This is a genomic window from Exiguobacterium sp. H66, assembly GCF_018618705.1.
Taxonomy (GTDB): Bacteria; Bacillota; Bacilli; order Exiguobacteriales; family Exiguobacteriaceae; genus Exiguobacterium_A; species Exiguobacterium_A oxidotolerans.
This window is the reverse complement of the sequence record NZ_JACSMQ010000007.1, coordinates 1-23,288: the sequence shown is the minus strand read 5'-3', so window position 1 is coordinate 23,288 and position 23,288 is coordinate 1. Positions and strand designations below refer to the sequence as shown.

The following is a 23,288-nucleotide window of genomic DNA, read 5'->3' as shown; positions in this document are numbered from 1 at the left end:
TACCTTCCATTTCTGATTCACATCAGCTTTGGAAGGTATTTTTCGTTAACGTAGTTCTTGATCAAGCGGGATGATTTCTTCATCCAATACGATACGCCATGAACGTTTCATGCCTGGACCGTATTTTAATAAGATCGCTTCAGGATGTGTGTCTTTATAACGCGCAAAATCTTTACTCTCGATGATTCGTCCTACATTCGGTATTTTCTCCATCCCGATATGATACTGGACAGCAGAAGTATACAGCTCTTGCTCATCGACACACCACTCTAAAGCAAATGTTTCAATCTTTTCTTGATAGGCTTGTTTAAAATAGCGTCGCTTTACGACAAAGATATCTTCATCCGGTGAAACGACTTCGTTATCAATCGCATCTAAAATCGTATGATAGACCGCCTTCACGATTTCAGATTTCCCGAGTTTTTGTAGCGCCTTTTCAATCTCCGAACGAATATCTTCACTGTTAGCAGAGTACGTACCTAATAATTGATTAATATAGGTCGAATCGATGTCATAGAGCTTAATTGAATTCTCTGCGTAAAACTCGATTTCGGAATAATCAATTCGTTCTTCATCACTGTCATCTTCGTCTTCAATCAGAGACCCTTTTACCGTTTCATAAATACCAGCAAAATCCGTAAGCACCTGTACTTGATCCACTAAAGCTTTTGATTTCTCCATATCATCATTGTATTCATCGTATGTAGCCAACGCTTCGAATACTCGATTGAATTCTTGATAAGCCTTAACGAACTCTACACGTTCGTCAATCGGAGAATGTTCATCAATAACGTCCGGTGATGGAGCGATATCCTTTAATACTTTGTATCCTTTTTTGAATCGCTTCTTCGATTCATCGTATGTTGGATAAATCAGGCTCGTGTCTTCATTTTCATTCGAATAAAGACGAGTCGCTGCTCGCACGTTCTCTTCCATCGTCGCTGGTCGACGGAACGTCACGACTAATCCTTTTGTCTTGTCCGGATACGTCCGATTCGTCCGTGAGAACGCTTGTATCAAGTTCGCGTAACTAAGGTTTCGGTCGACGAACAACGTCTGAATCGTCGGTGCATCAAATCCTGTTAACAACCGGTCAACGACGATGACAAGATCAATCTGTTTTCCGAATTGCTTAAACTCGGCTTTTTTCCGGGCCAATCGATTATTGATATCGCCGTTGTAACGCTCGATGTCTTCGAGTGACCAAGCTGTTCCGTAGTATTCGTTATACTCGCGAATGACCTGGCGCATTTCCTCTTGGACTTCAGCAGCGTTCTCCATGTTCTCTTGCATCGAGTAGGTGATTGCAATCCGCGGGAAGTCTGGATCGTCAATTGTGCGTCCTTTTCGAAGTGGATGACCTGCAAAGTGTGTCTCCATCCAATCTGGATCCTGCTTCATCCCTCGGATGGCATGGTAATAACGCTTCGCCATCGCAATCGAACTTGTCGTCAAGATGGCCGATTTTTGTGGCCGACCGTTCTTGAAGTCAAACTTTGTGTAGGCATTATCTGGCCGTAACATCTTCTGCAAGACTTTCTCGATATGCGCCTCACGTTCATACAAGTCATTCGGGATATACGCCTCTTTCGTCATCTCATCCATCTCTTCGATCAATGTACCAATTTCTTCGTCGGTCCGGTCAGCATGCTTAGCGTCTGCTCGTAGATTCGAAAAGATGTGGTTGTAGAGAGAGACGGGCTCAATCGTGTCCTCGTGTTCAACTTGGAAGCCGAGAACAGATCCATCCTCGAGCGCGTTCTTGATCGTATACGTATGTAAAACCTCACCGTATTGATCCCGTGTCGTCCGTGCCAATTGTCCTTGTCCCTGCTTCTTATTTTCATTGAAGATGGGTGTTCCGGTGAAGCCAAACCAGGTCGAGTTCGGGAAGAAGCCTTTGATGCCGTCCATTCCTTCCGCGCTCAAAGCACGATGGCATTCATCGACGACAAAGACAATATGCTGCCCGATTAGTTTTTGGAACCGTTGTGTTCCTTTTTCAGCTTCTTGCTTTTGAGCATAACGTAACGCTGCCTCGAGCTTTTGACGCGTCGTGATGATGACGGTATTGGAGTTCGTATCCGACAGTAGTGTCTCACTCAATTTTTTCGAACTCGATGTGCCAATGATCAAGCTATTCGCGGAACCTGTCCCCGTCGAGATGCCTGTATTGAACTCCGAAGCAAACTTTGTGAATTCACTTGTCGTCTGATTATCCAGGTCTTTCCGGTCAATCAGCATAATCGTCCGGTCGACACCTGGTTTCCGGGCCAACAACTTCGTCGAGACGAAACTCGTTAAGGTCTTTCCGGATCCCGTCGCGTGCCAAACAAAGCCAGATTCATGACGCATCGCCGCCGTAAAGAGTGCTTCGATCGCATGAATCTGATACGGATGGAGCACCATCAAGGCTTTATTGTCTTGGTCCTCACTGACGATCGTGTAGTTCGCAATCAAACGATGTGCATCAGGAATGTTCAAAACTTGTTTGACGAACTCATACAGATTATCGACTTTCTGATTGTTCGTCGTCCGCCAGCTGAAGATGAACTTCCGGTGCATATCTTTCGGAAGAGCATTGGCAAAGTAACGTGTCGTTTGTTCATTCGAGATAACGAACAGCTGTAGTGTCGAGAAGATGTTATTTCGGAACAAGCCTTCTTCCGCATATTTCTTGATTTGATGATGCGCTTGGAAGACGCCGTCCTTCGCCGTGACTTTCTTCAACTCGATTTGAACGATCGGTAAGCCGTTAATTAAGAGCGTGACGTCAAAGCGACGATCGCGTCCGTCCTCCGTCGATCGTTGTTTTGCAATTTGATGGACAACTTCGTATGTCGAAATGCCACCACCAATATCCTGATTGGAATAAAGAATGAGTGACATCGATCCAAGTGAAGCATCTTCGCGTTCAATCGTAATGCGAGAGATACCATTTTCTCCTTTTAACCAGCGTGCTGCATCAAATGGAGTCTGCGTCTTCGACAACAACTCGGTCTTAATCTTATCGAACTCTGCGTCTGTAATTGGGTATTCGCCAATCTCCGATAAGTTATTTCGCGTTATCTTGTGGCGTAGATTTTGCCACAGATCCGCTTCTGATTTTAAGTCCGGACGATAGTTCCATTGATTATGTCCTTCGCCGAGAACTTCAATTAATCGTCGCTCAACAGTCAGCTCATCATCGTATGTTAGTTTCACCACGATTCCTCTTTTCTTCTCAGTCGATTATACAAACATCTTTTGAAGGAAACCTTGTTTTGTTTGATTTAAAGATTTTATTTCTTTCTCCTTCAGTTCTATGACTTGATCTATTTGTTTAAAAAACTTACCTATTTCGACCTGTTCTTCAATATTTGTTAATTGAATTATTAATTCTGAAAGTATTTTTTTATTTAAACCACCTCTTGTACCGCCTCCTGATGAAACCATTCTTAACTCTTCATATCTCTTTCCAAGACTTTGATATAAGAATTCTGCATCAAGACTTTTTTTAGGTGTGAGTGCAGCTATTGATTGATTAGTAGTTAAAGGAATCTCATTTATTGCTACAGTTCCTCTAGTCTTGCCTTGTCCCGCTAGAGCTATTAAAACAGAATGACTTTCAACCCAACGAGCACTAGAACTATTCAAACCCTTTTTTGATATCTTATTATTTGTATATCTTATTCTCTTTTTGTTTACTTCTCCTGATGATAGCCATGGAACTTCTTTTGGAAACCACAATTCTGTATTATTTGTTTTTGGAGTTCCTCCAGTCAAAATTGTTACATGATTTTCTAGAGCTTCATCAGTCCAATCCGCTGTAAATTCAGAAAATCGAATTTCTGGTGTAGTTTCTCCGTCTTTTGAAAACATCTTTTGCAAGAAACCTTGTTTTGTTTGTTTGAGAGCATCGAGTTCTTGCTGATGAAGAGAAATAGTATCGTCTAAATCTCTAAAAAATTTACCGATTTTCCTTTGCTCTTCTTTATTTTCCGGAAAATTGAAAAACATTTCTTTTATAGCAGTTCCTGATGTTAAAGCTCTAGTTGTCATAGAACTTTTTTTCTTCATTTCTTCTCTAAAGGAAGCAGTAAAGAAAACGTAACTTTTAAAATTTAAAGTAAGTGGATCTTCCCCTACCGCCCGTCCTCTCAATACAAAACCACTAAACACTGTGTCAATTGCATCATTAATCATTACGGAGGGAAATCCTATTTCATTAATTGTCTCAGATGTTCTTGTGAAAAAAATATCGCCCTGCTTCACATTGTAATTTTGAATTTCTTTTGTTGATAATTGAACTTTACCTCTTAATTGTTCAAAAAAGATTCTTCTGTTATGAAATACATCGGTAAAGTTTACAATTGGTGTACCAGAACCGAAAAATTCTTTTTCTTTGTTTAGTCCGTTTTTAAATATATAAAAATCTCCGATTTTCTTTTGTTCCCACTTCTTTGAAAACGATGAGAATCTAATTTCAGGTTGTATATTATTTTCCACGTTTAAACACCTCTAATGCCCCTTGAATCCATTCTTCGTTTTCCTCGTCATATCTAAGTGACGAAATCATCTCAAACAGACTCGCTTCTAGTTCTTCTTTCTTCTCACGAATCGCTTTTAACTCCTTCCCGATCGTTGCCAAATCAATTTGTTCTTCATCTTCAAATGTATCGACATATCTTGGAATATTCAGATTGAAATCATTCTCTTCGATTTCATCGAAATTTGCGACATAGGCATATTTTTCAACAGTTTCTCGCTTTTTATATGCTTCAAAGATTCGGTCGAGGTGTTCGATTGAAAGTTTATTCTGATTCTTCACTTTGATAAAGTCTTTACTTGCATCAATGAAAAGCACATCACGTGTTTCGCGATTCTTCTTCAATATAACAACTGTCGTTGGTATAGAGGTCCCAAAGAACATGTTTCCTGGCAACCCAATGACTGCATCAATACTACCGTCTTCTAGTAATTTTTTTCGAATGACACCTTCAGCTGCTCCGCGGAATAGAATACCGTGTGGCAAGACAATTGCCATTGTTCCTGTATCTTTTAAATGGTAAAAACCATGCAGCAAAAACGAAAAGTCAGCTTTCGTTTTCGGCGCCAGTTTTCCATAACGATTAAAACGAGAATCATCTAAGAAGGTTGCATCTGCTGACCAGTGCGCTGAATACGGAGGATTCATCAATACGGCATCAAATGTATAAGGTTCATCCGTCGGCCAGTCTTTATTCAATGTATCCCCATTACGTAGACGCATATCTTCACTTTTGACACCATGTAAGATTAAGTTCATTTTCGCTAAGTTAAATGTTGTGGTATTCAACTCTTGTCCGTGATATTTCACAGTCTCTGGATGATTTAAGTAATTCCGTACATTCAACATTAAGGAACCTGAACCCATCGTTGGATCTAGGACACTAAATAGCTTTTTATCTTCATGATCGATCGTTACAATACGTGCCATCATATCCGAGACTTCATGTGGAGTATAAAACTCTCCCGCCTTTTTCCCTGCTTCTGATGCGAATTGACTAATCAAATACTCATATGCATCACCAATCACATCTCTGCTCTGACCCAGTAACTCAATGTGATTCAATTTCTTCAATACTTCAGTAATCGTTATATTTCGTTGTTGGTCATCAGATCCAAGCTTTTTGGACTGCAGATCGACATCGTCAAATAATCCATTGAATTGAATATACTTCGTTGAAAGATTATTGAACGCTTTGGCTAAATCATTCAATTGGAACGTATTCTGTTGTGCTTGATCTGCCAAGACATTAAATAGATAAGCAGGTGCAATTTCATAACCAAGCATATCGACAAGCGTCTCTACTAAATCATCTTTGATTTCCTCATCAGAGAGCAGCTCTACGTATAACAATGTTTGTTTTGCTTGCGTATCATAATCCTCAAAAGACTTATCCGCTAACGTGACCACTCTTTCTAAGACTCTGTCTGATAAGTACTTATAAAAAATCAATCCGAGTAAGTAGTTTTTGTACTCCGAAGCATCCATCTTGCTTCTCAGGCTATCTGCTGCGCTAAATAGCTGTTGGTTCAATACTGACATGTTTAATTCTCTCCATTCCATGAGCTACCAATAGTAGCTCTATTAAAAAAAGTGTTCTTCTACTATCATTATAGATTAATAAGTTACTATTTTCTTCTAATTGCAGTTCTTATTTGATTTATGAACCGATTAGTTATATTTCCATTCATCTTATGTCAGTGTCAATTTACGATTCGCCCTGTATAAAACACCTCATCTTCATCTATATCGTAATCTGCTAGAGAAATGATTGTTCCACCTGCATCCAGTACGCGAGTAATAGACTCCATCAAACATTTACTATCTAAACCAATCGCAACGTCTTTATTTCTCGCATCCACATACTTCAATAAATAAGAGTCTGGTGTCGCTAATTTTGAATCGGGTCGCGGTTCTACATCCACTTCAATCAATTCGATATGAACTTCTTTCGAATCCTTAAGATTTAACTGCTGTAGTGTAGATGGCGTATTAAACGATTCACCATGCGTCAACATACTCTCTAACATTAATTCGAGAGCATCTTTTGCCATGAATAGTGCATGTTCATACGTCTCTCCATATGTGAATACATTATCTAAATCTGGAAAAGAAACATAATACCCATCAGCATATCTTTCATCATCTTCTATTTTCGTCAGTACCGCATAATACTTATATATTGCCATTCATGTTCTCTCCCTTGATTCTTCTTATATTCAGCTCACAGCGTGTCTAATCCATTAATTCGAAAAATACATGTGCAGTCGGAAATGAACTATGTCATTTATGACGTTAAATAGCTCCTTCCCTGACGTCTGCCATTCGATTGATAATACATCACCATCAAATGCAAATGGCTTCCCCATCTTTGAAAATGGCATTTTCTTTAACAGTCTTTCTACTTTAGTTGCATCAAACGGTCCTTTTAACTCCGCCGTTTGCGCATCCTTCAACTCCCGATACTTCTCCGCATGCAAATACTCATAAAAGAATGGTGCGACTTCAGCTGCCGTAATCGGCTCCATCCAGCGTTCTTCTCCCCGCTCGAGCATCGCCAGCAAGACGACCATCTTGTAACTTCGATTCATCTGTGTCTTCTCGACCTGTTCAATCAGTTCCCGATTTGCGTCGTACACCACGACTTCTTCTTGAGACAATTCCTGTTGTTCCTTCAAGAAACCAACGTAAGAGCCCCATTCCTGTTTATAGCCTTGCGGAATTGCTGCATACTCCCCAATCTCAACATACGATGGCCGACGACCGAGCTCATATTTGAGTTGTTCGTATTGTTCGATCAGCCGCAACTTCCGCTGACTTGGTTGCCGCAGTCGATGAATCAATTCTAGTGCTCGCGTATCGAACTCAATCACACAGCCTGGCGGTGGCGTAATCGGTTCCGTCTCCCCACGTTTGAATGATTCTTTCATTGTCCCAAGCAGTTTCAGTTTCGTCTCGACGTTATGATAGTTCCCAATCAAGTCGATGATGACGCAATGCGATTTGTCTTGTGCCAAACGTAAGCCGCGTCCGATTTGCTGCGTGTAGATGGCTACTGATTCCGTCGGACGACAGAACAAGAGTGTATCGACTTTCGGAATATCAACACCTTCGTTGAATAAATCGACGGTAAAGAGGACGTCAATCTCTCCTTGCTCGAACGCTCGCATGTACTGCGTACGATTGGTCGTCTGTCCTGTCAGTGCAAACGCCGTCGTTCCTTTATCCCGGAAGACTTGCGCCAGATATTCCGCCTGCTTGATCGACGAACAAAAGCCGATTGTCTTCGTTTGCCGACATTTCTCCCATGAATGATAGATATTATCCGCGACCTCTCGATCAAGTTGTCGATGCTCGAGCTGCGACGCATCATAGGTCCGACCGATTCGTCGAATCTGGGAATAGTCGATCGTGTCATGAATACCGTAATAATGAAACGGCGTCAAAAACCCTTCAGCAATCGCTGCCGTGAAGTGCATCTGGAAAGCCACGTTATGGTGACAGATCGCATAGACATCGGCACCGTCCATTCGGTCTGGTGTCGCCGTCAGACCGAGCAGGAAACGGGGCGTGAAATGATCGATGATCTTCCGATAACTCGTCGCTGCCGCGTGATGGAACTCGTCAACAATGATGAGATCAAACTGGTCGGGTGTAAAGCGCTCCAAGTGACGCTTTTGTGCCAGCGTCTGGACGGACGCGAAGACGATTTCCGTCGTCTCTGTGACGGTCCGGTCACTGCCGATATAAAAGCCGGTCTGCCACGCCGGATTGACTTTTTGAAACGAACGCTCGGCCTGTATTAACAGTTCTTTTTGATGTGCCAGGAACAGGACCCGGGTAAAGTCTCCCGCAAAAAATGCACTAAGGTAAGTCTTTCCTAAGCCTGTCGCGAGCACCGTCAACGCACGTGTCCGTCCTTCCTCCATCGTTTCCCGTAACGCGTGCAGCGCTTCTTCCTGCACCCGGTGTGGCAGGATTTCCGGAGCAACGACGACGGTCCCTTCGTCATATTCGACTTCCGGTTCCGCCACATATTGCCGTGAAGCGTACGCTTGACGATAGGCTTCTAAGACGACCGGATTCAGTTCTTCTGCCGACTCACTGAGGTAAAGATCCATGAAGGCATCAATTGCGTCATCAAGGATCTGTGGAGCGACAGCTTGTGGTAGATGGACGTTCCATTCGATACCGGACCGAAGCGCACTGTTCGAGATGTTCGACGAGCCGACGATCGATAAGCCGGTCTCCGCGTTTCGAAACAGATACGCCTTTGGATGAAAGGAGCGTCCGCCTGACCGATAAAAGCGGACCGATAACCCGTCAAGCGCAATCAACTGCGCCAGTGCTTCTGGATCGGTGATATGTAGATAGTCGCCAATCAACAGCCGAATCTCGGCGCCCCGTTGCAAAGCGCGCCGAAACGCCGGGACGAGCAAGGCGACGCCTGACTTCTGGGCAAACGCTGCGACGATATAGACTTCCTCCGCCTGATCGATGGCATCGACGAGTGAGTCATATAAATGGTGTGTCGTCAGCTTCGCTTCCGGAATCAATCTTCTACCTCGACAAGATAAAGCCGTTCTTCAAAGCCGCCTCGCTTTTGCTGTTTCGCCTGTCGGACGGCTTCCAGTTCTTCGACTGTCGTTCCATGCGTCTTCGCTAGTGCCTGAATCAGTTCCAGCAGGTCAGCCAGCTCCTCGACTGCATCCGCGTCCGTCACCGCAGCTTCATATTCCGCGACTTCCTCATGGAGCTTTCGTTTTGCTTCCACTAAAAACTCTTTCGGCTCAAGCGTACGGAACGTCGCCTGTTTTCCGGTTTTCGCAATGATGGTTGGAATTTCGTCTCGGACTAACTTATGATAAAGAGGCATTTTGCTTCACTCCTTGTATGTAATAGTAACGTTGTCAAAATTATCCTACAGTTGATCGTAAATCGCACGCCATATCCCTATTCACTATCCAAAATCATAGGAGGTTTTATCATGAACGCATTCAAAAAAATCAACACAGACCAGGCACCCGCTGCCATCGGTCCCTATTCCCAAGGTTTCATTGCCAACGGTACGTTCTATGCCTCCGGTCAGATTCCGATTGACCCGGCAACCGGTGAACTGGTCGCCGGTGGCATTGCTGAACAGACGGAACAGGTCATGAAAAACGTCGATGCGATCTTAAAAGAAGCGGGTCTGACACCGGACCGTGTCGTCAAGACAACCTGTTACTTAACGAGCATGGATCATTTTGCTGCCTTTAATGATGTCTACTCGGATTACTTTGCTCCACACAACCATTTCCCGGCCCGTTCATGTATCGCTGTCAAAGAGTTGCCTAAAGGTGCTTTGGTCGAAGTCGAGATTTTAGGATTAGTCTAATGCCTTGCAACACGTCACTGTTGGTGGCGTGTTTTTTATTCTGTCATTCGTTTTTTCATCCGTCGTTTCGCTTCCCGCGACATCGCGACGACCACCGCAATTAACTGCGGAATGAGCATCAACAGACTGACAAACAGAATCAGTTGTTCTGCTGTCAGCGGTTTAAAATACCCGTCCCAGCCGAAGTCGTTCCTCTGTCCCGCAAAATAAACCGAGACGAAATAAGACACGAGATTGCCGAAAACTACAAACAACAGATGACTAAAACGTTGTCCGACAAAGGCGAGTGCCGTAAACATGACCAGTAACAGCAAATAACCAAGTAACGTTCCCGTTTTGAAATCTTCCAATAATGCAAAATAAACGAACGGAACCGTGTACCCGATTAGGACGATCAGTCCGACCAGCCCTTTTTTCATCTCGTTTCCTCCCCGCTTTCTGTACATTCTCCATAGAGCCAGTCCCGCAGCACATCCCACTCTTCCGGAAAGGCATTACTGCCGCGAGATGCCCCGTCTCCACTTGGACCGCTCCAACTGATTTCCCAGTCCGTCCCGTCGAGAATCAGCCACTCCGTCTCATAAATCGGTTTCCAGTCGGCTACCTTTGCTTGCGTCAACCGTTGTTCAAGCACCGTTTGTTGCTTTAACGAGAGCCGCTGGATTTTAGGTTCTACCCGTCCGTCCTCTTCGTATCGCAATTCCCCGGTCGCCCTAGTCCAGAAAAACGTTTGCCCTTGCCCCATCCCGGACTCCCGGTAGCGAAATCGATTTATCTGCTTTTGGTTCATATCCAGCTCTCCTCGCTGTACTTTCCCTGGTATTCCCATTGTAATTCATTTTCCGTTTTCTACCTATCACAAAAAATAAACAGGTACCCTTTGTCGTACATTTCTAATACGATAAAAGAATACTTTTTTTGAAGGAGGTCTTTCCCATGACCAATCAACATCTCTTCTTATTCGGCGGTGGTCCACCGTTTACGGAAGGACTCGCCCGTCGTTTCGCGAGCGTTTGCGCATCGGCCGGTCCCATCGCTTTACTGTACGTCCCGCGCGAAGGTACGTCATGGATGTCCTACGCCCCCGTCTTGACCGGTCCGCTCGAAGCGCACGGGAAGACGGACTTTTTCCACTTCCCGCTCTCCGGGCATCCGACCTTGTCTCAGCTTGCGACGCTGAAACAAAGCGCCGGGATCATCATCGCCGGTGGTGAAACGGAGCGGTATCAACAGTTCATCGTTCACACACCAATCGGCGCCGTCATCCAAGAACGGTATCAGTCTGGTGTCCCGGTCGCTGGTTTTTCTGCCGGGGCATTACTCGCACCGGACGAGTGCCGGATACCGGCGATTGACCAGCGGGACGGTCGGGACTTAGTCCTTGAAGGACTCGGCCTCTTACCGGATGCCGTCCTCTCCGTCCATTATGACGCTTGGGATGAAGCTGCGAATTTACACCAGGCATTCACTATGACTGAAAGCCAGTCCGGCTATGGTTTACCGGAACGGACAGGAATCTACCTCAAAAACAATCAACTCGTCCAACAGGAAGGCCCCCTGCCTGTCGTGCTCAAGCGAACGGAGGAACACACATGCCAACCATCGTCACCGCCGTCAAAGGCATCATCCGGTACGACAACCAAATGTTAATCGTCCAGCGCGCCGCTGCCGACTCAGGTGGCGGGACCTGGGAATGCCCGGGCGGCAAAGTTGATTTCGGAGAACACCCGGAAGCGAGTCTGCTGCGCGAAATCCGGGAAGAGACCGGTTTGACGGTCACAGTCGACCGGATCGCGTATGCCTCAAGCTTCCTGACCCACCCGGACCGCCAAGTCATCTTAGTCGTCTATTTCTGTACGGCGGAAACCGATGCTGTCAGCTTATCGGACGAACACGACGCCTATCTTTGGGCTGACGAAGCATGCGTCCGGAAACAGATTGCACCGAACATCCTGAGTGAGTTTGAGCGCCACCAGATTTTCCCGCAACTCGTCTCAATCTGAGAACACGTCACCGTGCTGTGGCGTGTTTTTTTGTTGTCTTGCCCACCAGGACAGATTGTCTTTTGCCTGAAATGCAACTCCCTTGATTGCATCACGTCACGAGGTTGACGTCGTCATTCCTTAAGTAAATTTACATATTTGTTTAATCGCACCCAAATATATATTAAGATTGTTATATATTGAAAATCAGCTTAGCGCCAGCTTCAGGGATGTTGAGAAAACAGACGGGTGTGCTTAAGTGAAAGGAGTGCGGCATGAAAAAACGAATGTACCTTGCATTACCGCTAGCGGCCCTGTTACTGACGGGATGTGCGAGCGACGAGGAGACGGTTTCTTCGACGGACACGAAGACGGAGGAACGTGCTCCAAAAGAAGAGACGCCGCAGACGAGCGACGTCAAAGAACCGACAGCGGACATCGTTAAAGAAGACGCGAAACAGGAGACGCCTCCTGCAGAGCCGGTCGCGAAAGAGACGACCGAAAAAAAATCAGACACGACAACGGATCAAAAAGAAACAGAAGACAAGCCCTCGGTCACGGCGTCCAGCAATGATCCGTTCGCCGGATACAAACAGATTCAAGTCGATGGCGGCGACCAGTCCGGAGACCGTCAGGCGAACGTCGTCGTCGATATCGGGTTCGGGGACCGTGAATACTGGGCATTTACGAACAAGCATGGACAACTCGTCAAAGTCATCGCCAAAAAAATCACCTTACAAAATGATAAAACGGAAGACGTGACGTCAGCCGGTCGCTACTATCATGACGAAGCGAAGGTTCCGGGTGTCGAACACCGTGATCTCGATGAAGGACATGTCATCGCCGATTCGCTTGGCGGTGTCTCGAACGCCTACAATATCACGCCGCAGGACAGTACGCTCAATCGCCACGGCGATCAAGCGTACATGGAAGATACTATCCGTAAAGCCGGTGGTGCGACGAATTTCGAAGCGATCATCCGCTATGAAACGACGAAAACGCAAATTCCTTCGAGTTATCAGTACACGTACACAATCAAAGGCAACGTCATCGTCGACAAGTTCGATAACGTCAACCCGGATGGCGTCAACGCGTCGCTCGGTCTGACCGAGAGTCCGGAAAGTAAACCGAAGGCTGAACCAAAGGCAGCGCCAAAGGCAACACCAAAAGCTGAACCGAAGGCGAAAACGCCTGCCGCTTCGACACCAAGCACGACGCCGGAAACAGGCGGTGACGTCTCAAGCGTCGACACGAACGGAAACGGACAAGTCACAATCCAGGAAGCGAAGGATGCCGGTTTCAGCATGCCGATCCGGAGTGACCACTGGCTCTATCCGTACATGCGGGACAACGATAACGACGGCATGGTCGGTGAATGACAGCACGAAAAAAGGCAGGCTCCGTGGAGCCGCCTTTTTTTTAATTATGTGTCACATCATAACCGACGACTTTGTTGCGCCCCGTCTGTTTTGCCTGATACAGCGCCTGATCGGCTTTTTGGACGACTTCGAACGCCGTCTTGGCTTGATCAGACGATGCGACACCCATCGAAAGCGTGACATGGAAAGCCGGATACGGTTTGAAGATGAAGTGTTGATCGGCGCACGCCGTCCGAATCCGTTCCCCGAGTTGCTCCGCTTCACGGTGCGAGATATCCGGCAGGACGACGACGAATTCCTCGCCGCCATAACGTGTGACGAGTCCCGTTTCCGGACAAAACGTCGTCAACAGATGACTGAGTTGCCGTAAGACGACATCCCCGCCATCATGTCCATATTCGTCATTGACCGACTTGAAAAAGTCGATATCGACGATCAGGACCGAGAAGGCATACCCGTGTTTGTCATAGTCGGCTAACGTCTCATCCAGTTTCCGCCGATTGGCGAGATTCGTCAGACTGTCCGTCAAGGCAAGCTCCTGCTGGGCTTGGACGAACTGGAAATGTTTCCGTAACTCCTGCAGGAAACGAAACGTCACGTACCCTCCGAGGAGATTGAAGATGATGTAGACGAATGACATCTCGAAAAACCGAATGAACGTATCCGTCAACAAATACAGGGCCGGTAAGCTGTAGCCGATCCCGATGCTCAGTAGGACAAGGTAGTCTTTGAACGTCTGGGCAGCAAAGCGACGGTAAATACTTGCCGTGACGAGTAAAGCAAGACAAATCAGCGTCGCGAGAATCAAACCTTGGTAGACACCGGGTGGCGTGACGAGAAAGCGGGCCCCGATGACGGCGACCGTCGTCAATGCGCCGCTGATCCAGCCGCCGTAATAATACGCCGTGACGAGCGCGACGAGTCGTAAGTCAATTTTTGCCCCGTCGTAGGAGATACTGTTTAAGACGAGCAGTGCCCCGATTATACTCGCGATCAATCCGACGGCAAGCCGGATCCGGATTGAGGAGTGCGGTGAAATGCGTTTGATGTTGCGCATCGGTAAGAAGGCGAACAGCAGGGACGTAATCAAAAGGGAAAAGTTTAATAGAAACTGGTTGAACTGACTCAACACGACGATCGACATCCCTTCAAAAAATAGCTTTTTCTGTCTATATCTTCTTTATCGTCTTACCGGAACCCTTTTTCTAGCCGTTTCGCAGGTTTTCCATTTTCTTAAAAGGGAATCATTATGACAGACGCATCTGTTAATTCGTAAAAGGGGGAACTACCTGTGGACATGAACGAAGAAAAACGAAAAAGTAAAATGCCTTTCTTCATCGGGCTCGTCATCGTCATCTTTTTAATCGTCGCCGCTGCGTTAATCATCTACGTCACGTCTGAACCGAAAGAGGAAACGCAACAGCTCCTCCAACTGACGGTGAGCCAAATCACGCCGTACTTACCACTTGCCGGCTAACGACACCTTACTTTTTTTCAACCAAAAGGGCAGACCGATTTTCTTCGGACTGCCCTTTCCTTTTGCCTACATGACATACCGCGCCTCTTTCTTATCGATGATATTGCGGACCCGGTTTTCAGTCACCCCGTACACGAGCGCAAGCTTTCGAATCGATGCTTCGCCCGCCCGGTAGCGCCGCCGGATTTCCCGAATCTGCCACGCCGACAATTCGACATGGTCCGTCAACAGCAAATCGAATTCAGCGAGCAAGGAAGCATAGGCTTGACTCGGTGAAGGCTTGACGGACAGATTATCAATCTGGTCGTTCAACCGGTCAGCGTCTGCCCGCACGAGACGCTCCTGACAGGCGGTCGGGTCAAGAAACGCCCGTGCGACAAGTTCACCGACGTAAAACCGTTCACCGCGTCCATGCTGATACAACGTCACTTTCCGGTAACCCTCCTGATTGATGCGCGGGCGCAGGACGACACCCGTGCGCCGCTGTTTGACGCCACGGCTCGTCTCGACAATCCGGTCGAGCGAACGAACATTTCCCGACGTCGACACTTGATAACTCCCTTCATATCCTTGTACCATCTTCCAATGTTCCATATGAGCAATGACCTCCATTCGGTCCTAAAACGCCAACAGTTCTTACTCCCATTATACTACAAAGCGAACAAACGTTCTAATTACAACGTGCTGAACGGGTGTGGTAATCTAACAAAAAAAGGAAACGGGGTCTTTCGATGAAATTTGTTTTGCTGCTCGGTCCTCAGGCCGTCGGAAAGATGACGATCGGTCAGGAACTGGAACGGTTGACCGGGATGAAGTTATTCCATAACCATCAGACGATTGATTTGTTGTTGCCCTATTTTGATTTTTCAAAGCCCGCCCATCACAGACTGAAAGACTTAATCCGCCGGGAGATGTTCAAAGAGATGGCGGTCAGCGATCTCGAAGGTGTCCTCTTCACGTTCCTCTGCCTGTTCGGGGTCGAAGGCGGAGGGATTGAGTTCATTGAGGAAACGGTCGCATTGTTTGAAGAGGCCGGTGCCGACGTCTATATCGTCGAACTCGAAGCCTCTGTCGCAACACGTCTCACGCGGAACAAGACGGAAAACCGGCTTGCCCATAAGTTTACGAAACGGGATCTCGCCGCTTCCGAAAACGACTTGCTCGAGACGGCAGACGGCTACCGGACGTCCTCCCTGCCAGGAGAACTTCCGTATCCGAACTACCTTCGCCTGGATACGGAAGGACGCTCTGCCGCAGAGAGTGCCGAAGCAATCTGCGCCCGCTTCAGCTGGTCTTATAACCCCGTCGGTCAAAAATAGAGAGGAGAATGCCGTTTGACGTCACAACCGAAGGAATACCGTTCACTGATCCTGACCTTCATCCTCTTGATCGCCAGCATCCTACTGTTCTTCGGGCTGAACGGACGGACGTTCCCGAATATGAGCCTTTGGGTCCCGATCAGTCTGTATTCGCTCGTCGGCGTCGGCTATGTGATCTCACTCCTGATCGCGCTCCGGTTGAAAAACACCGTCATCAAGACCTTCAGCCTGCTTGCCACTCTGATGCTGTTGCTCCCGCTCGTGATTTGGGTTTATCTCCTGCTGCTTGCGAACGGCATCTCGGAACCTTAAAAAAGAGGACAAGCCGTTCGCAGTCTGCGACGCGGATTGTCCTCTTTTTCATTTAGTGCGTCAAGGCTAACAAAAATCCATCATCCGTTCTCTCAAATCCACTCTTCTCCCAGACAGCGCCTTCCCCGTCGTTGCCCGTCACGGACGGTAACAATAATGCCCGTGCCAAATACGCCGTGATGACTCTCAAGGCTTCTTCAACGTAGCCGGCGGCGTCAGACGGATCGATTGCGTCATAGCTGAGTTGCTGACCGGCTAACTGCATCGTCGCAACCTGTTGGTGCTCGTCCCGCAGCTCCAATGTCCAAACACAGCCGTCTGTCGTATCCATCGCTTCGATGTGTAAGCGGGACGTCGTAAAGTCCGGATGGCGTCCGTTCATCTTCATTCCTCCCCTGTCACGTCAAACGTTGCCGTTGCGTAAGCTTGCCCATTAATCAAGATGGTCACACGATGCGTCCCCGGATAGTGGACGCGTGTCGTCAAGTTCCGAAACGATTGCCGTTTTGTAAACGTCTCCCGTCCAGCCACCTGTCGTTCACTAATCCGAAAGACCTTTTGACTCATTCCCCGCTGTTTGACATAGTCAATCGCATATTCAATCCGCAGGACTTGCGGTTCCGTCGTCGTGAGGCTAAATGTAAACGACAGCTCGCCTCCGATCGGCAGCGACGGTGTCATCGTCAAATCATCGACTGTGACCGTGCCGCGTGTCACGAGACCAAATGCCTTTAGGACGTCCGGGTGTCCTTGTTTGAGCAACGTCCGTGAAGCGTGACGCAACACCCAGTCCACACGGGGATCGGTCCCGAGCTGATCGAGTCGTTCAATCACAAGTTCCGGGTGCGTCTTCGTGATGTCGTTCAAGTGATTGGCGACACTCTTGCGGACGTAAAGTGAGTCGTCGGTCAGCAACCGGTCGAGCAGCGGCAGAACGGGACGCGGATCGGCAATCAACGCCGGGATGGCCTGTCCCCACGGCAGCCGTGGTCGTGTCCCTTCCGATGCCAGGCGCCGGACATGTTCATCGTCCGACGTACTCCAGAGCAGTGCCTGTTGTAAGTACCGGTCTTGGTCGCTCAGTAAAAACCGCCGGACAGCGAACTCCGCCGTCGAATACGGCGTCAGCCGTTCGAGTGCCAGCAACGACCGGTCCCAGTCGTCGCCGTAGAGCTCGATATAGTCGGGAAACACGATCCCGGCGAGTCCCGTGAACTCCGGGGCAATCCGTTCGAGTTCTGTCGCTGCCACATCAAATTCACGTGGCACATACGATCCAAGCGACGTCGAAATCCGGCGGACCCGTTGTTTGAAGGCGAGTTCCTCCCAGTCGGCTTGTTTGATGTCCTGCTGCAACCGCGGCGCATCCAGCGCCCGACTCAGGCGGCCGAGCCAGTCGTCCGAAAAGACATCTTTAATCAGTGCCATGTAAAATCAAGTCCTTTCGTCGTTCGGTTTCGAGCAATGTCGCTTTCCGGGCGAGCCCGCCGGCATACCCGCCTAGGTCCCCGTTTGCCCGGATGACACGGTGACACGGAATGACGAGTGCCAGCTGATTGGCACCATTTGCCCGGGCGACGGCCCGGACGGCAAGCGGATTACCGATCCGGATGGCGAGTTCTTGATAGGAAATCGTCTCTCCGGACGGAATTTGCTCCAACTCGGCCCAGACGCGGCGTTGGAACGGCGTTCCGTAGAGGGCACGTGGTGTCTTGAACTGAAGCAGTGTCCCGGCGAAATAGTCGGTCAGCTCCTGTCCGATTTGCTCAAAGATGATTGATTCCCCCGGGACGATGACGGCACGTGCCGCGAGACGGAGCCGTTCGATTTCCCGTTCCAGTCCCCGGCGATCGACGAATTCAAGCAAATGAAGGGCTGCGTCGTCTGCAATCGCGAGCATCGGACCGAGTGGCGTATCGAGCCATTTCGCCTGCAAGTAAGTCCCGTCCCAGCGTTTCGGTGTCGCACCCATGATTTTTGCGAAAGCATCCCGAAAGCCGCTGCTCGATTCGTAGCCACCCGCGAGCTGGGCCTCGATGACCGGTTTCCCGGTCCGGATTTCTTTCATCGCCAGTCCCATCCGACGTGAGCGGGCATACTCGACGAACGTCATTCCGAAGCGTTTTTTGAATTGGCGGCGCGCCGTTGACGCATCGAGTCCAAGTTCCCGGAAATCGGCCTCCTTAAAACGTTTTTCCGGTGTCGCTTCGACAGCGGCAATAAGACGGCTGATGATGTCACTCGCACCGGGGTGCGACAAGGGTTTACAGCGGAGACACGGGCGATACGAAGCGAGTAAGGCTTCTTTCGCCGTCCCGTAAAATTCACAGTTCTCGCGTTTCGGTTTCCGGGCCGGACAGGACGGCCGGCAAAAGATGCCTGTCGTCTTGACGCCGACGAAGAACCGCCCTTCATAGGTCGCATCCCGGCGGACGAGTGCCGCATAATACTCTTCTGTTTGATGGTCCTCCATGCAATCGCCTCCTTCTTTCCTTCAGTATACCGAGTTCTTTCGTCGCGATGTCGCCGAAAATCAGGCATCGATGTTTTTGTTTTTGCATCATGTCTGATCCGGACGCGTGTCCACTTCAAAAAAATCCGCCTCTTCAGCCGCAGGTGGCTGAGAAACGGATCGTGCTTTCACTTAACGCTTTGGTTTACGTCGCAGGAGGAGGAACGTCACGAAGGCACTGAGCAATAGACTACTGACAATCCACGGTAAGATACGCGGGACGATACCTGGCTCGACTGCACGATCTTCGACCGGGATGACTTCGCTCGATGTCAATGGATCCTGCAACAGATGTTCAACTGCCACTGCATGCAGTTCTGGTGTCATGAGAGCGATGAAGACGACGAAGACGAGTACTACTACCACGCCGATGGTTCGTTTCATTGTTCCTCCTCCTTTCCTGACTTCTATTCTAGTGACCGTCCTCTAACAGAGATTCGTTTTCCGAAGAATGCGGGAGTAGGAATCGAATCTTGAATCCTTCAAAATCATTGAGGCTGCAATCTAATGCGACTGACTTAAACGTCAGTCTTTACAGAGGCAAAGGTGGCCGATGTTACATCCGCCACCCTCCTCTCGTCTAAAAGAACGCACGCGCTTCAGGCGACTTTTTTGAGTCATCTCCGTCAGACGGCTTATTGTTGTTCACGACGACCGCGGAGTGCAAAAAATCCTAGAAGTGAAGCGGCTGCAATTCCGAACAGTGACCATAAGATACCGGCTGACGATTGAGTTTCAGCGGTTCCACCAAGACCTGTGTTCGGCATGCTTGCTGGCGTCCCTTGGAATTTATCCGGGAATTGATCGACGATTGCTGTCGCTGTTCCTTCACCGACTCCGTACATATGACCGTAAGCTTCACGAATTGCCGGGTACGTTTTATCGTAGTCTTTTTCATTGTAGCTATTGAAGGCGAGTAACAATTGATCAACGTGCATCTTCAAGCCTTCTTCCAGGTCTTTTGACTTCAGGCGACCTTCCGTCGCTGCATCAAGGAAAGCCGCTTGTTCGACGCGATATTCGTCGAGCTCTTTGACGGCCATGTCGCGTGCGTCTTCATCTTCCGCCCCCGTTGCTTTGACATAGTCGACGAAGTAGCCGATGTGGCTCGACCAGATTTTTTTGAATTCTTTCGCTGCATCACTACCGTAGACCGAACCGATTGATGCTGTCAGGTCGTCCGTGTTTTCACTGAGTGCACCGGCTGCGGCATCAAAGTCTTTTGCTCCTTCAATCCCTTTTTGCATCGCAAGTATTGCGAGTGCCGCGTGTTCCGAGAAGTTGTGGTTCAGACCGGCACGTAAATCGGCTGCGGGTGTATCGACTTTCGTATTTTCAAATTTATCCGGGTATTGATCGACGATTGCTCCCGATAATCCTTCCCCGACCATGTACATATGCTCGATTGCTTTTCGCAAATTGCTGTACGTGGCGTCATAATCACCTGCAACGTAACTGTCGAACGACGTCAAGAGTTGGGTGACGTGGACTTTTAAGCCACCTTCGAGATCAGCTGCTTTCAATCGCCCTTCCGTTGCTTTATCCAAAAAGGCTGCCTGTTCGACGCGGTACGAATCGAGGTCATCGAGCGCTTTTTGTTTTGCTTCCTCATCTTCTGCCCCTGTTGCTTTCACGTAATCGACGAAGTAACCGATGTGACTTTTCCAAATTTCTTTAAAGGCTTCTCCGCCTTCATCCCCGTAAACTGATCCGACGGCTGCTGAGAGATCATCGGCATTTTGATTCAGTGCACCTGCTGCTTGATCAAAATCATCCGCCCCATCAATCCCTTTTTGCATTGCAACGACTGCGAGGTAGGCATGTTCCGATAAAAGCTGATCGAGTGTCGCCCGGAGGTCGGACGCTGGTGAGGAGACATCGAGAGACATGTTTCCGGAGCTGGCCATCTTGCTGTGATCTTCATGACCATGGGCACTGACGCCGGCTGCCGGAATCAACAATGCGGCACTGAGTGGAACTGCGAGAAACGACTTTTTCATTTTCATCTTGTAAACACCCCTTTATTTTTTTGGACTACACATAGATAACGTAAGAAGTTCACAAATAGTTTTGATTTTTAATATTTTTCCCAAAAAAATAAAGACTTCGGCAGCGAAGTCCTTATTTCCCATTAATGATGTCCATGATGATCCGTCTGTTCCCCTGCCGGTACGGCCTGTTTCAATAAGCTCTGTGCCGTCTCGAGCTCTTTTTCTGACACATCCCCCACTTGAACGAGTGCTTTTGGTGTGTAGACATGCGAACCGACATGGACCATACCATTGACGAGATAGACACCGGCTTTTTTAAAGGGAATACTGCTGACATAATGTCCCTGTTTCTGTTCTGCCATATACGTTTCTGTCTCGTCACTTCCTACTGGCGTAACTTGAACATGCACCTGATCGATGGCTTGTGGGTTCTCAATTTCAAGCGCGACCGTCGTGTTCGTGTCTGCTGCGATTTTCTCCGGTGCGTAAAGTCCGACTTTCATCGCAGGCGCAGCCGCTTTTGTCTCGAACTGACAGCCGGCCAGTAACACCATACTACTGGCGAATAAACCTGTTAATACGATCCGCTTCATGCTGCCGCCTCCTTATTTCCTTTACGTCGACGCGTGAAAATCAAGAAATCGAGTACGAGGATCGTCATGACCGACAGTGCCGCGAGTGGCATCGTCAAACTGATCACTACAATCAAACCGACAACGATTTTTTGCACGCGTTGATCACTCGCCCGTTTTGGTGCCACTAGTTTTCCTGCACCATTTCGGCGTTTCCACCATAGAACAAATGAACTGACGACGATGAAGATTAATCCTAGACACAGTGCTAATCCGACAAGTTGATTCAAGAAACCAAACAACCGTCCTTCATGAAACCCAATCCCAAGCGTAATGCCCTTCGCGAGGAGTCCGTAGTCTGCATAAGAGACATTGGATAAGACCGTTCCCGAATATTGATCGAGATTAATCGTCGCTTCTTTGGTCGGCGCACTTTGAAGAGAGGACAACGTATAGACCCCTGTCTCCCCTTGTGGAAGTGTAATTTGATATGGGCGTCCCATCCCTAACTGTTTCGCTTCAGCCGCGACTTCCGTCACAGACAGTGTCAACGGTCGGGCTGGTCCCGAACTCGGAACGACGTCGTTTTGTGTCGCCCAAGGAATATCCGTCGCAATGTCCTTCGTGACGATTTTTGACACCATACTTTCATCCGGTCCGTACGCAAACTGTGGATAGTTCGAATTGGCTTTCGTCGCAATCGTATTGATCCACTGACCTGCGACACCCGACCATGCGAGTCCGGAACCGATGATCACGAGTAATCCAATCGTCGACCAGACGGCAACTGAACCATGAAGCCCCTTCCAAAAATTACGTGATCCGTTTTTCTGTCTGAAGGACGGGAAAAATACACGCTTGAAGCTCCCGGTTTTCCCTCGTGGCCAAAAGAGATACGTTCCTGTGACCAATAAAATGATTGCCCAGCTCGCTGCAAGTTCGACGAGAAGATTTCCGGCTTTCCCAGCAAACAATTCCCCATGAATTGTTTTAATAAAGCCGAGTGGTCCTGCCCCGAGTCGTCTCCCCGTCACTTCACCCGTGTATGGATCAACATAGACATATCCCGATTCCTCTTTGAACGTCACGCCAATCCGTGTCGTCCGGTCTTGTTGCTCAAACTGACCAAGCGAAGAAATACCCGCCTTTGGATATTTGTCCGCGACAGCTTTCATCTGATCTTCGAGCGGCAGACGTTGCCCTGTCTCTTCCGTGAAGATCATGTCACGGTACAACATATCCTCCAGTTGCGGTTTAAATAAGTAAATCGATCCTGTGACGGCAAGTATGATAAAAATCGGTGCAAAAATAATGCCTGCATAAAAATGCCACCGCCACATCGATTGGTACCAGCTCTGCTGCACGCGCGAAGCTTGATTCCGTTGTTTCATGATCATATCCCCCGTTCTTTCCTATATATGTCCCACATGTGAACACGTCTTTAATTATAAGCGGTTACATCAAGCTAACTTTTAACACACTATGGCGAATTCTTGCCAATCCGGTGTTGTTTCTGCGTAGTCCCTATGAAGAAAATGCACACATACTGGAGTCTTTTTTCATAGATTCCACAAATGACTTAAATAAGATTTCACTTTTTTTGCTTTTTTTAAATCCAAACGAAATCCGGGTGCGTATGCTGTTCAGAACGATGAGGAAACGAATTACCAGATTGGTTAAAATAAAACCCAAATTTGAAAGGATGATTACAAATGAAACACACTAAAAAATTCGCAGCATCAGCAATGGCAGCAGCACTCGTATTACCAGGAACGGCGGCGTTCGCATCAGGCGGTTCAGACGACATGATGCATGAGGACAAAGCAAAAAACGTCACGG

At 48.0% G+C, this 23,288-nt stretch carries 24 protein-coding genes; 7 read left to right on the top strand and 17 right to left on the bottom strand.

Features of this window, described 5'->3' with window-relative positions; all coding sequences use genetic code 11:
• Positions 1 to 45: 45 nt before the first annotated feature.
• From KNP88_RS11805 to KNP88_RS11780, 6 genes are all read right to left on the bottom strand, one after another.
• A complete protein-coding gene (locus tag KNP88_RS11805) occupies positions 46 to 3,207 on the bottom strand; it encodes a type I restriction endonuclease subunit R (RefSeq protein ID WP_214893905.1) in 3,162 nt (1,053 codons plus the stop codon).
• Positions 3,208 to 3,231: 24 nt separating this feature from the next.
• Positions 3,232 to 4,488 (bottom strand): restriction endonuclease subunit S, encoded by a 1,257-nt coding sequence (locus tag KNP88_RS15835; protein ID WP_214893903.1) that lies wholly within the window; start codon positions 4,486 to 4,488, stop codon positions 3,232 to 3,234.
• The gene (locus KNP88_RS11795) at positions 4,478 to 6,070 is read right to left on the bottom strand and encodes a type I restriction-modification system subunit M (RefSeq protein WP_214893901.1); all 1,593 of its coding nucleotides are present in this window, start codon (positions 6,068 to 6,070) and stop codon (positions 4,478 to 4,480) included. The genes KNP88_RS15835 and KNP88_RS11795 overlap by 11 nt, the downstream gene beginning before the upstream one ends.
• A 161-nt stretch (positions 6,071 to 6,231) precedes the next feature.
• Positions 6,232 to 6,717, bottom strand: a complete 486-nt coding sequence (locus KNP88_RS11790; protein WP_214893899.1) for a type II toxin-antitoxin system HicB family antitoxin — start codon at positions 6,715 to 6,717, stop codon at positions 6,232 to 6,234.
• Positions 6,718 to 6,771: 54 nt separating this feature from the next.
• Positions 6,772 to 9,084, bottom strand: coding sequence for a DEAD/DEAH box helicase family protein (locus KNP88_RS11785; protein ID WP_214893897.1), 2,313 nt, complete (start codon positions 9,082 to 9,084; stop codon positions 6,772 to 6,774).
• Entirely contained in the window at positions 9,081 to 9,404 is a 324-nt protein-coding gene (locus KNP88_RS11780; RefSeq protein WP_214893895.1) for a nucleoside triphosphate pyrophosphohydrolase, read from the bottom strand. The genes KNP88_RS11785 and KNP88_RS11780 overlap by 4 nt, the downstream gene beginning before the upstream one ends.
• Positions 9,405 to 9,515: 111 nt before the next feature.
• Here KNP88_RS11780 and KNP88_RS11775 point away from each other — a divergent pair, with 111 nt between their 5' ends.
• The gene (locus KNP88_RS11775; RefSeq protein ID WP_214893893.1) at positions 9,516 to 9,905 is read left to right on the top strand and encodes a RidA family protein; all 390 of its coding nucleotides are present in this window, start codon (positions 9,516 to 9,518) and stop codon (positions 9,903 to 9,905) included.
• Positions 9,906 to 9,940: 35 nt separating this feature from the next.
• Here KNP88_RS11775 and KNP88_RS11770 read toward each other — a convergent pair whose 3' ends face one another.
• Together KNP88_RS11770 and KNP88_RS11765 are read right to left on the bottom strand one after the other, a co-directional pair.
• Positions 9,941 to 10,324 carry a hypothetical protein gene (locus KNP88_RS11770; RefSeq protein WP_214893891.1) on the bottom strand — a complete coding sequence of 128 codons (384 nt, stop codon included), beginning with the start codon at positions 10,322 to 10,324 and terminating at the stop codon, positions 9,941 to 9,943.
• Positions 10,321 to 10,695 carry a hypothetical protein gene (locus KNP88_RS11765; RefSeq protein WP_214893889.1) on the bottom strand — a complete coding sequence of 125 codons (375 nt, stop codon included), beginning with the start codon at positions 10,693 to 10,695 and terminating at the stop codon, positions 10,321 to 10,323. Before KNP88_RS11765 ends, KNP88_RS11770 begins: the two co-directional genes overlap by 4 nt.
• Positions 10,696 to 10,841: 146 nt before the next feature.
• Here KNP88_RS11765 and KNP88_RS11760 point away from each other — a divergent pair, with 146 nt between their 5' ends.
• The 3 genes from KNP88_RS11760 (at position 10,842) to KNP88_RS11750 (ending at position 13,266) form a co-directional block, all read left to right on the top strand.
• Positions 10,842 to 11,555 carry a Type 1 glutamine amidotransferase-like domain-containing protein gene (locus KNP88_RS11760; RefSeq protein WP_214893887.1) on the top strand — a complete coding sequence of 238 codons (714 nt, stop codon included), beginning with the start codon at positions 10,842 to 10,844 and terminating at the stop codon, positions 11,553 to 11,555.
• Entirely contained in the window at positions 11,498 to 11,908 is a 411-nt protein-coding gene (locus KNP88_RS11755; RefSeq protein WP_029332442.1) for an NUDIX hydrolase, read from the top strand. The genes KNP88_RS11760 and KNP88_RS11755 overlap by 58 nt, the downstream gene beginning before the upstream one ends.
• Positions 11,909 to 12,162: 254 nt before the next feature.
• Positions 12,163 to 13,266: a DNA/RNA non-specific endonuclease gene (locus KNP88_RS11750; protein WP_214893886.1), complete on the top strand. Its 1,104-nt coding sequence runs from the start codon at positions 12,163 to 12,165 to the stop codon at positions 13,264 to 13,266.
• A gap of 40 nt (positions 13,267 to 13,306) precedes the next feature.
• Here KNP88_RS11750 and KNP88_RS11745 read toward each other — a convergent pair whose 3' ends face one another.
• Positions 13,307 to 14,398: a GGDEF domain-containing protein gene (locus KNP88_RS11745; RefSeq protein WP_214893884.1), complete on the bottom strand. Its 1,092-nt coding sequence runs from the start codon at positions 14,396 to 14,398 to the stop codon at positions 13,307 to 13,309.
• Positions 14,399 to 14,563: 165 nt separating this feature from the next.
• Between KNP88_RS11745 and KNP88_RS11740 the strand changes: the two genes are divergently transcribed.
• Entirely contained in the window at positions 14,564 to 14,743 is a 180-nt protein-coding gene (locus KNP88_RS11740) for a hypothetical protein (protein WP_239456898.1), read from the top strand.
• 66 nt (positions 14,744 to 14,809) lie between these two features.
• Here the strand turns inward: KNP88_RS11740 and KNP88_RS11735 are convergent, their stop codons facing one another.
• Positions 14,810 to 15,337 (bottom strand): NUMOD4 domain-containing protein, encoded by a 528-nt coding sequence (locus KNP88_RS11735; RefSeq protein WP_214893882.1) that lies wholly within the window; start codon positions 15,335 to 15,337, stop codon positions 14,810 to 14,812.
• 137 nt (positions 15,338 to 15,474) lie between these two features.
• On the opposite strand from KNP88_RS11735, the gene KNP88_RS11730 reads away from it, so the two are divergent.
• Positions 15,475 to 16,062: a DEAD/DEAH box helicase family protein gene (locus KNP88_RS11730; RefSeq protein WP_214893880.1), complete on the top strand. Its 588-nt coding sequence runs from the start codon at positions 15,475 to 15,477 to the stop codon at positions 16,060 to 16,062.
• Between the two features lie 15 nt (positions 16,063 to 16,077).
• Positions 16,078 to 16,374 (top strand): hypothetical protein, encoded by a 297-nt coding sequence (locus KNP88_RS11725; protein ID WP_214893878.1) that lies wholly within the window; start codon positions 16,078 to 16,080, stop codon positions 16,372 to 16,374.
• Positions 16,375 to 16,426: 52 nt separating this feature from the next.
• On the opposite strand, the gene KNP88_RS11720 is transcribed toward KNP88_RS11725, so the two are convergent.
• The 7 genes from KNP88_RS11720 to KNP88_RS11690 all read right to left on the bottom strand — a co-directional run bounded on the left by KNP88_RS11720 (position 16,427) and on the right by KNP88_RS11690 (position 22,840).
• A complete protein-coding gene (locus KNP88_RS11720) occupies positions 16,427 to 16,756 on the bottom strand; it encodes a hypothetical protein (RefSeq protein ID WP_214893876.1) in 330 nt (109 codons plus the stop codon).
• A 2-nt stretch (positions 16,757 to 16,758) separates the two neighbouring features.
• Positions 16,759 to 17,802: a DNA alkylation repair protein gene (locus KNP88_RS11715; RefSeq protein ID WP_214893874.1), complete on the bottom strand. Its 1,044-nt coding sequence runs from the start codon at positions 17,800 to 17,802 to the stop codon at positions 16,759 to 16,761.
• The gene (locus KNP88_RS11710; protein ID WP_214893872.1) at positions 17,789 to 18,847 is read right to left on the bottom strand and encodes a bifunctional transcriptional activator/DNA repair enzyme AdaA; all 1,059 of its coding nucleotides are present in this window, start codon (positions 18,845 to 18,847) and stop codon (positions 17,789 to 17,791) included. The genes KNP88_RS11715 and KNP88_RS11710 overlap by 14 nt, the downstream gene beginning before the upstream one ends.
• Before the next feature lie 171 nt (positions 18,848 to 19,018).
• Positions 19,019 to 19,270: a hypothetical protein gene (locus KNP88_RS11705; RefSeq protein ID WP_214893870.1), complete on the bottom strand. Its 252-nt coding sequence runs from the start codon at positions 19,268 to 19,270 to the stop codon at positions 19,019 to 19,021.
• 251 nt (positions 19,271 to 19,521) lie between these two features.
• Positions 19,522 to 20,892 carry a copper amine oxidase gene (locus KNP88_RS11700; RefSeq protein WP_214893869.1) on the bottom strand — a complete coding sequence of 457 codons (1,371 nt, stop codon included), beginning with the start codon at positions 20,890 to 20,892 and terminating at the stop codon, positions 19,522 to 19,524.
• Positions 20,893 to 21,017: 125 nt separating this feature from the next.
• Positions 21,018 to 21,470 (bottom strand): hypothetical protein, encoded by a 453-nt coding sequence (locus KNP88_RS11695; RefSeq protein ID WP_214893868.1) that lies wholly within the window; start codon positions 21,468 to 21,470, stop codon positions 21,018 to 21,020.
• Positions 21,467 to 22,840 (bottom strand): PepSY-associated TM helix domain-containing protein, encoded by a 1,374-nt coding sequence (locus tag KNP88_RS11690; protein WP_251137208.1) that lies wholly within the window; start codon positions 22,838 to 22,840, stop codon positions 21,467 to 21,469. The genes KNP88_RS11695 and KNP88_RS11690 overlap by 4 nt, the downstream gene beginning before the upstream one ends.
• Positions 22,841 to 23,288 lie beyond the last annotated feature (448 nt).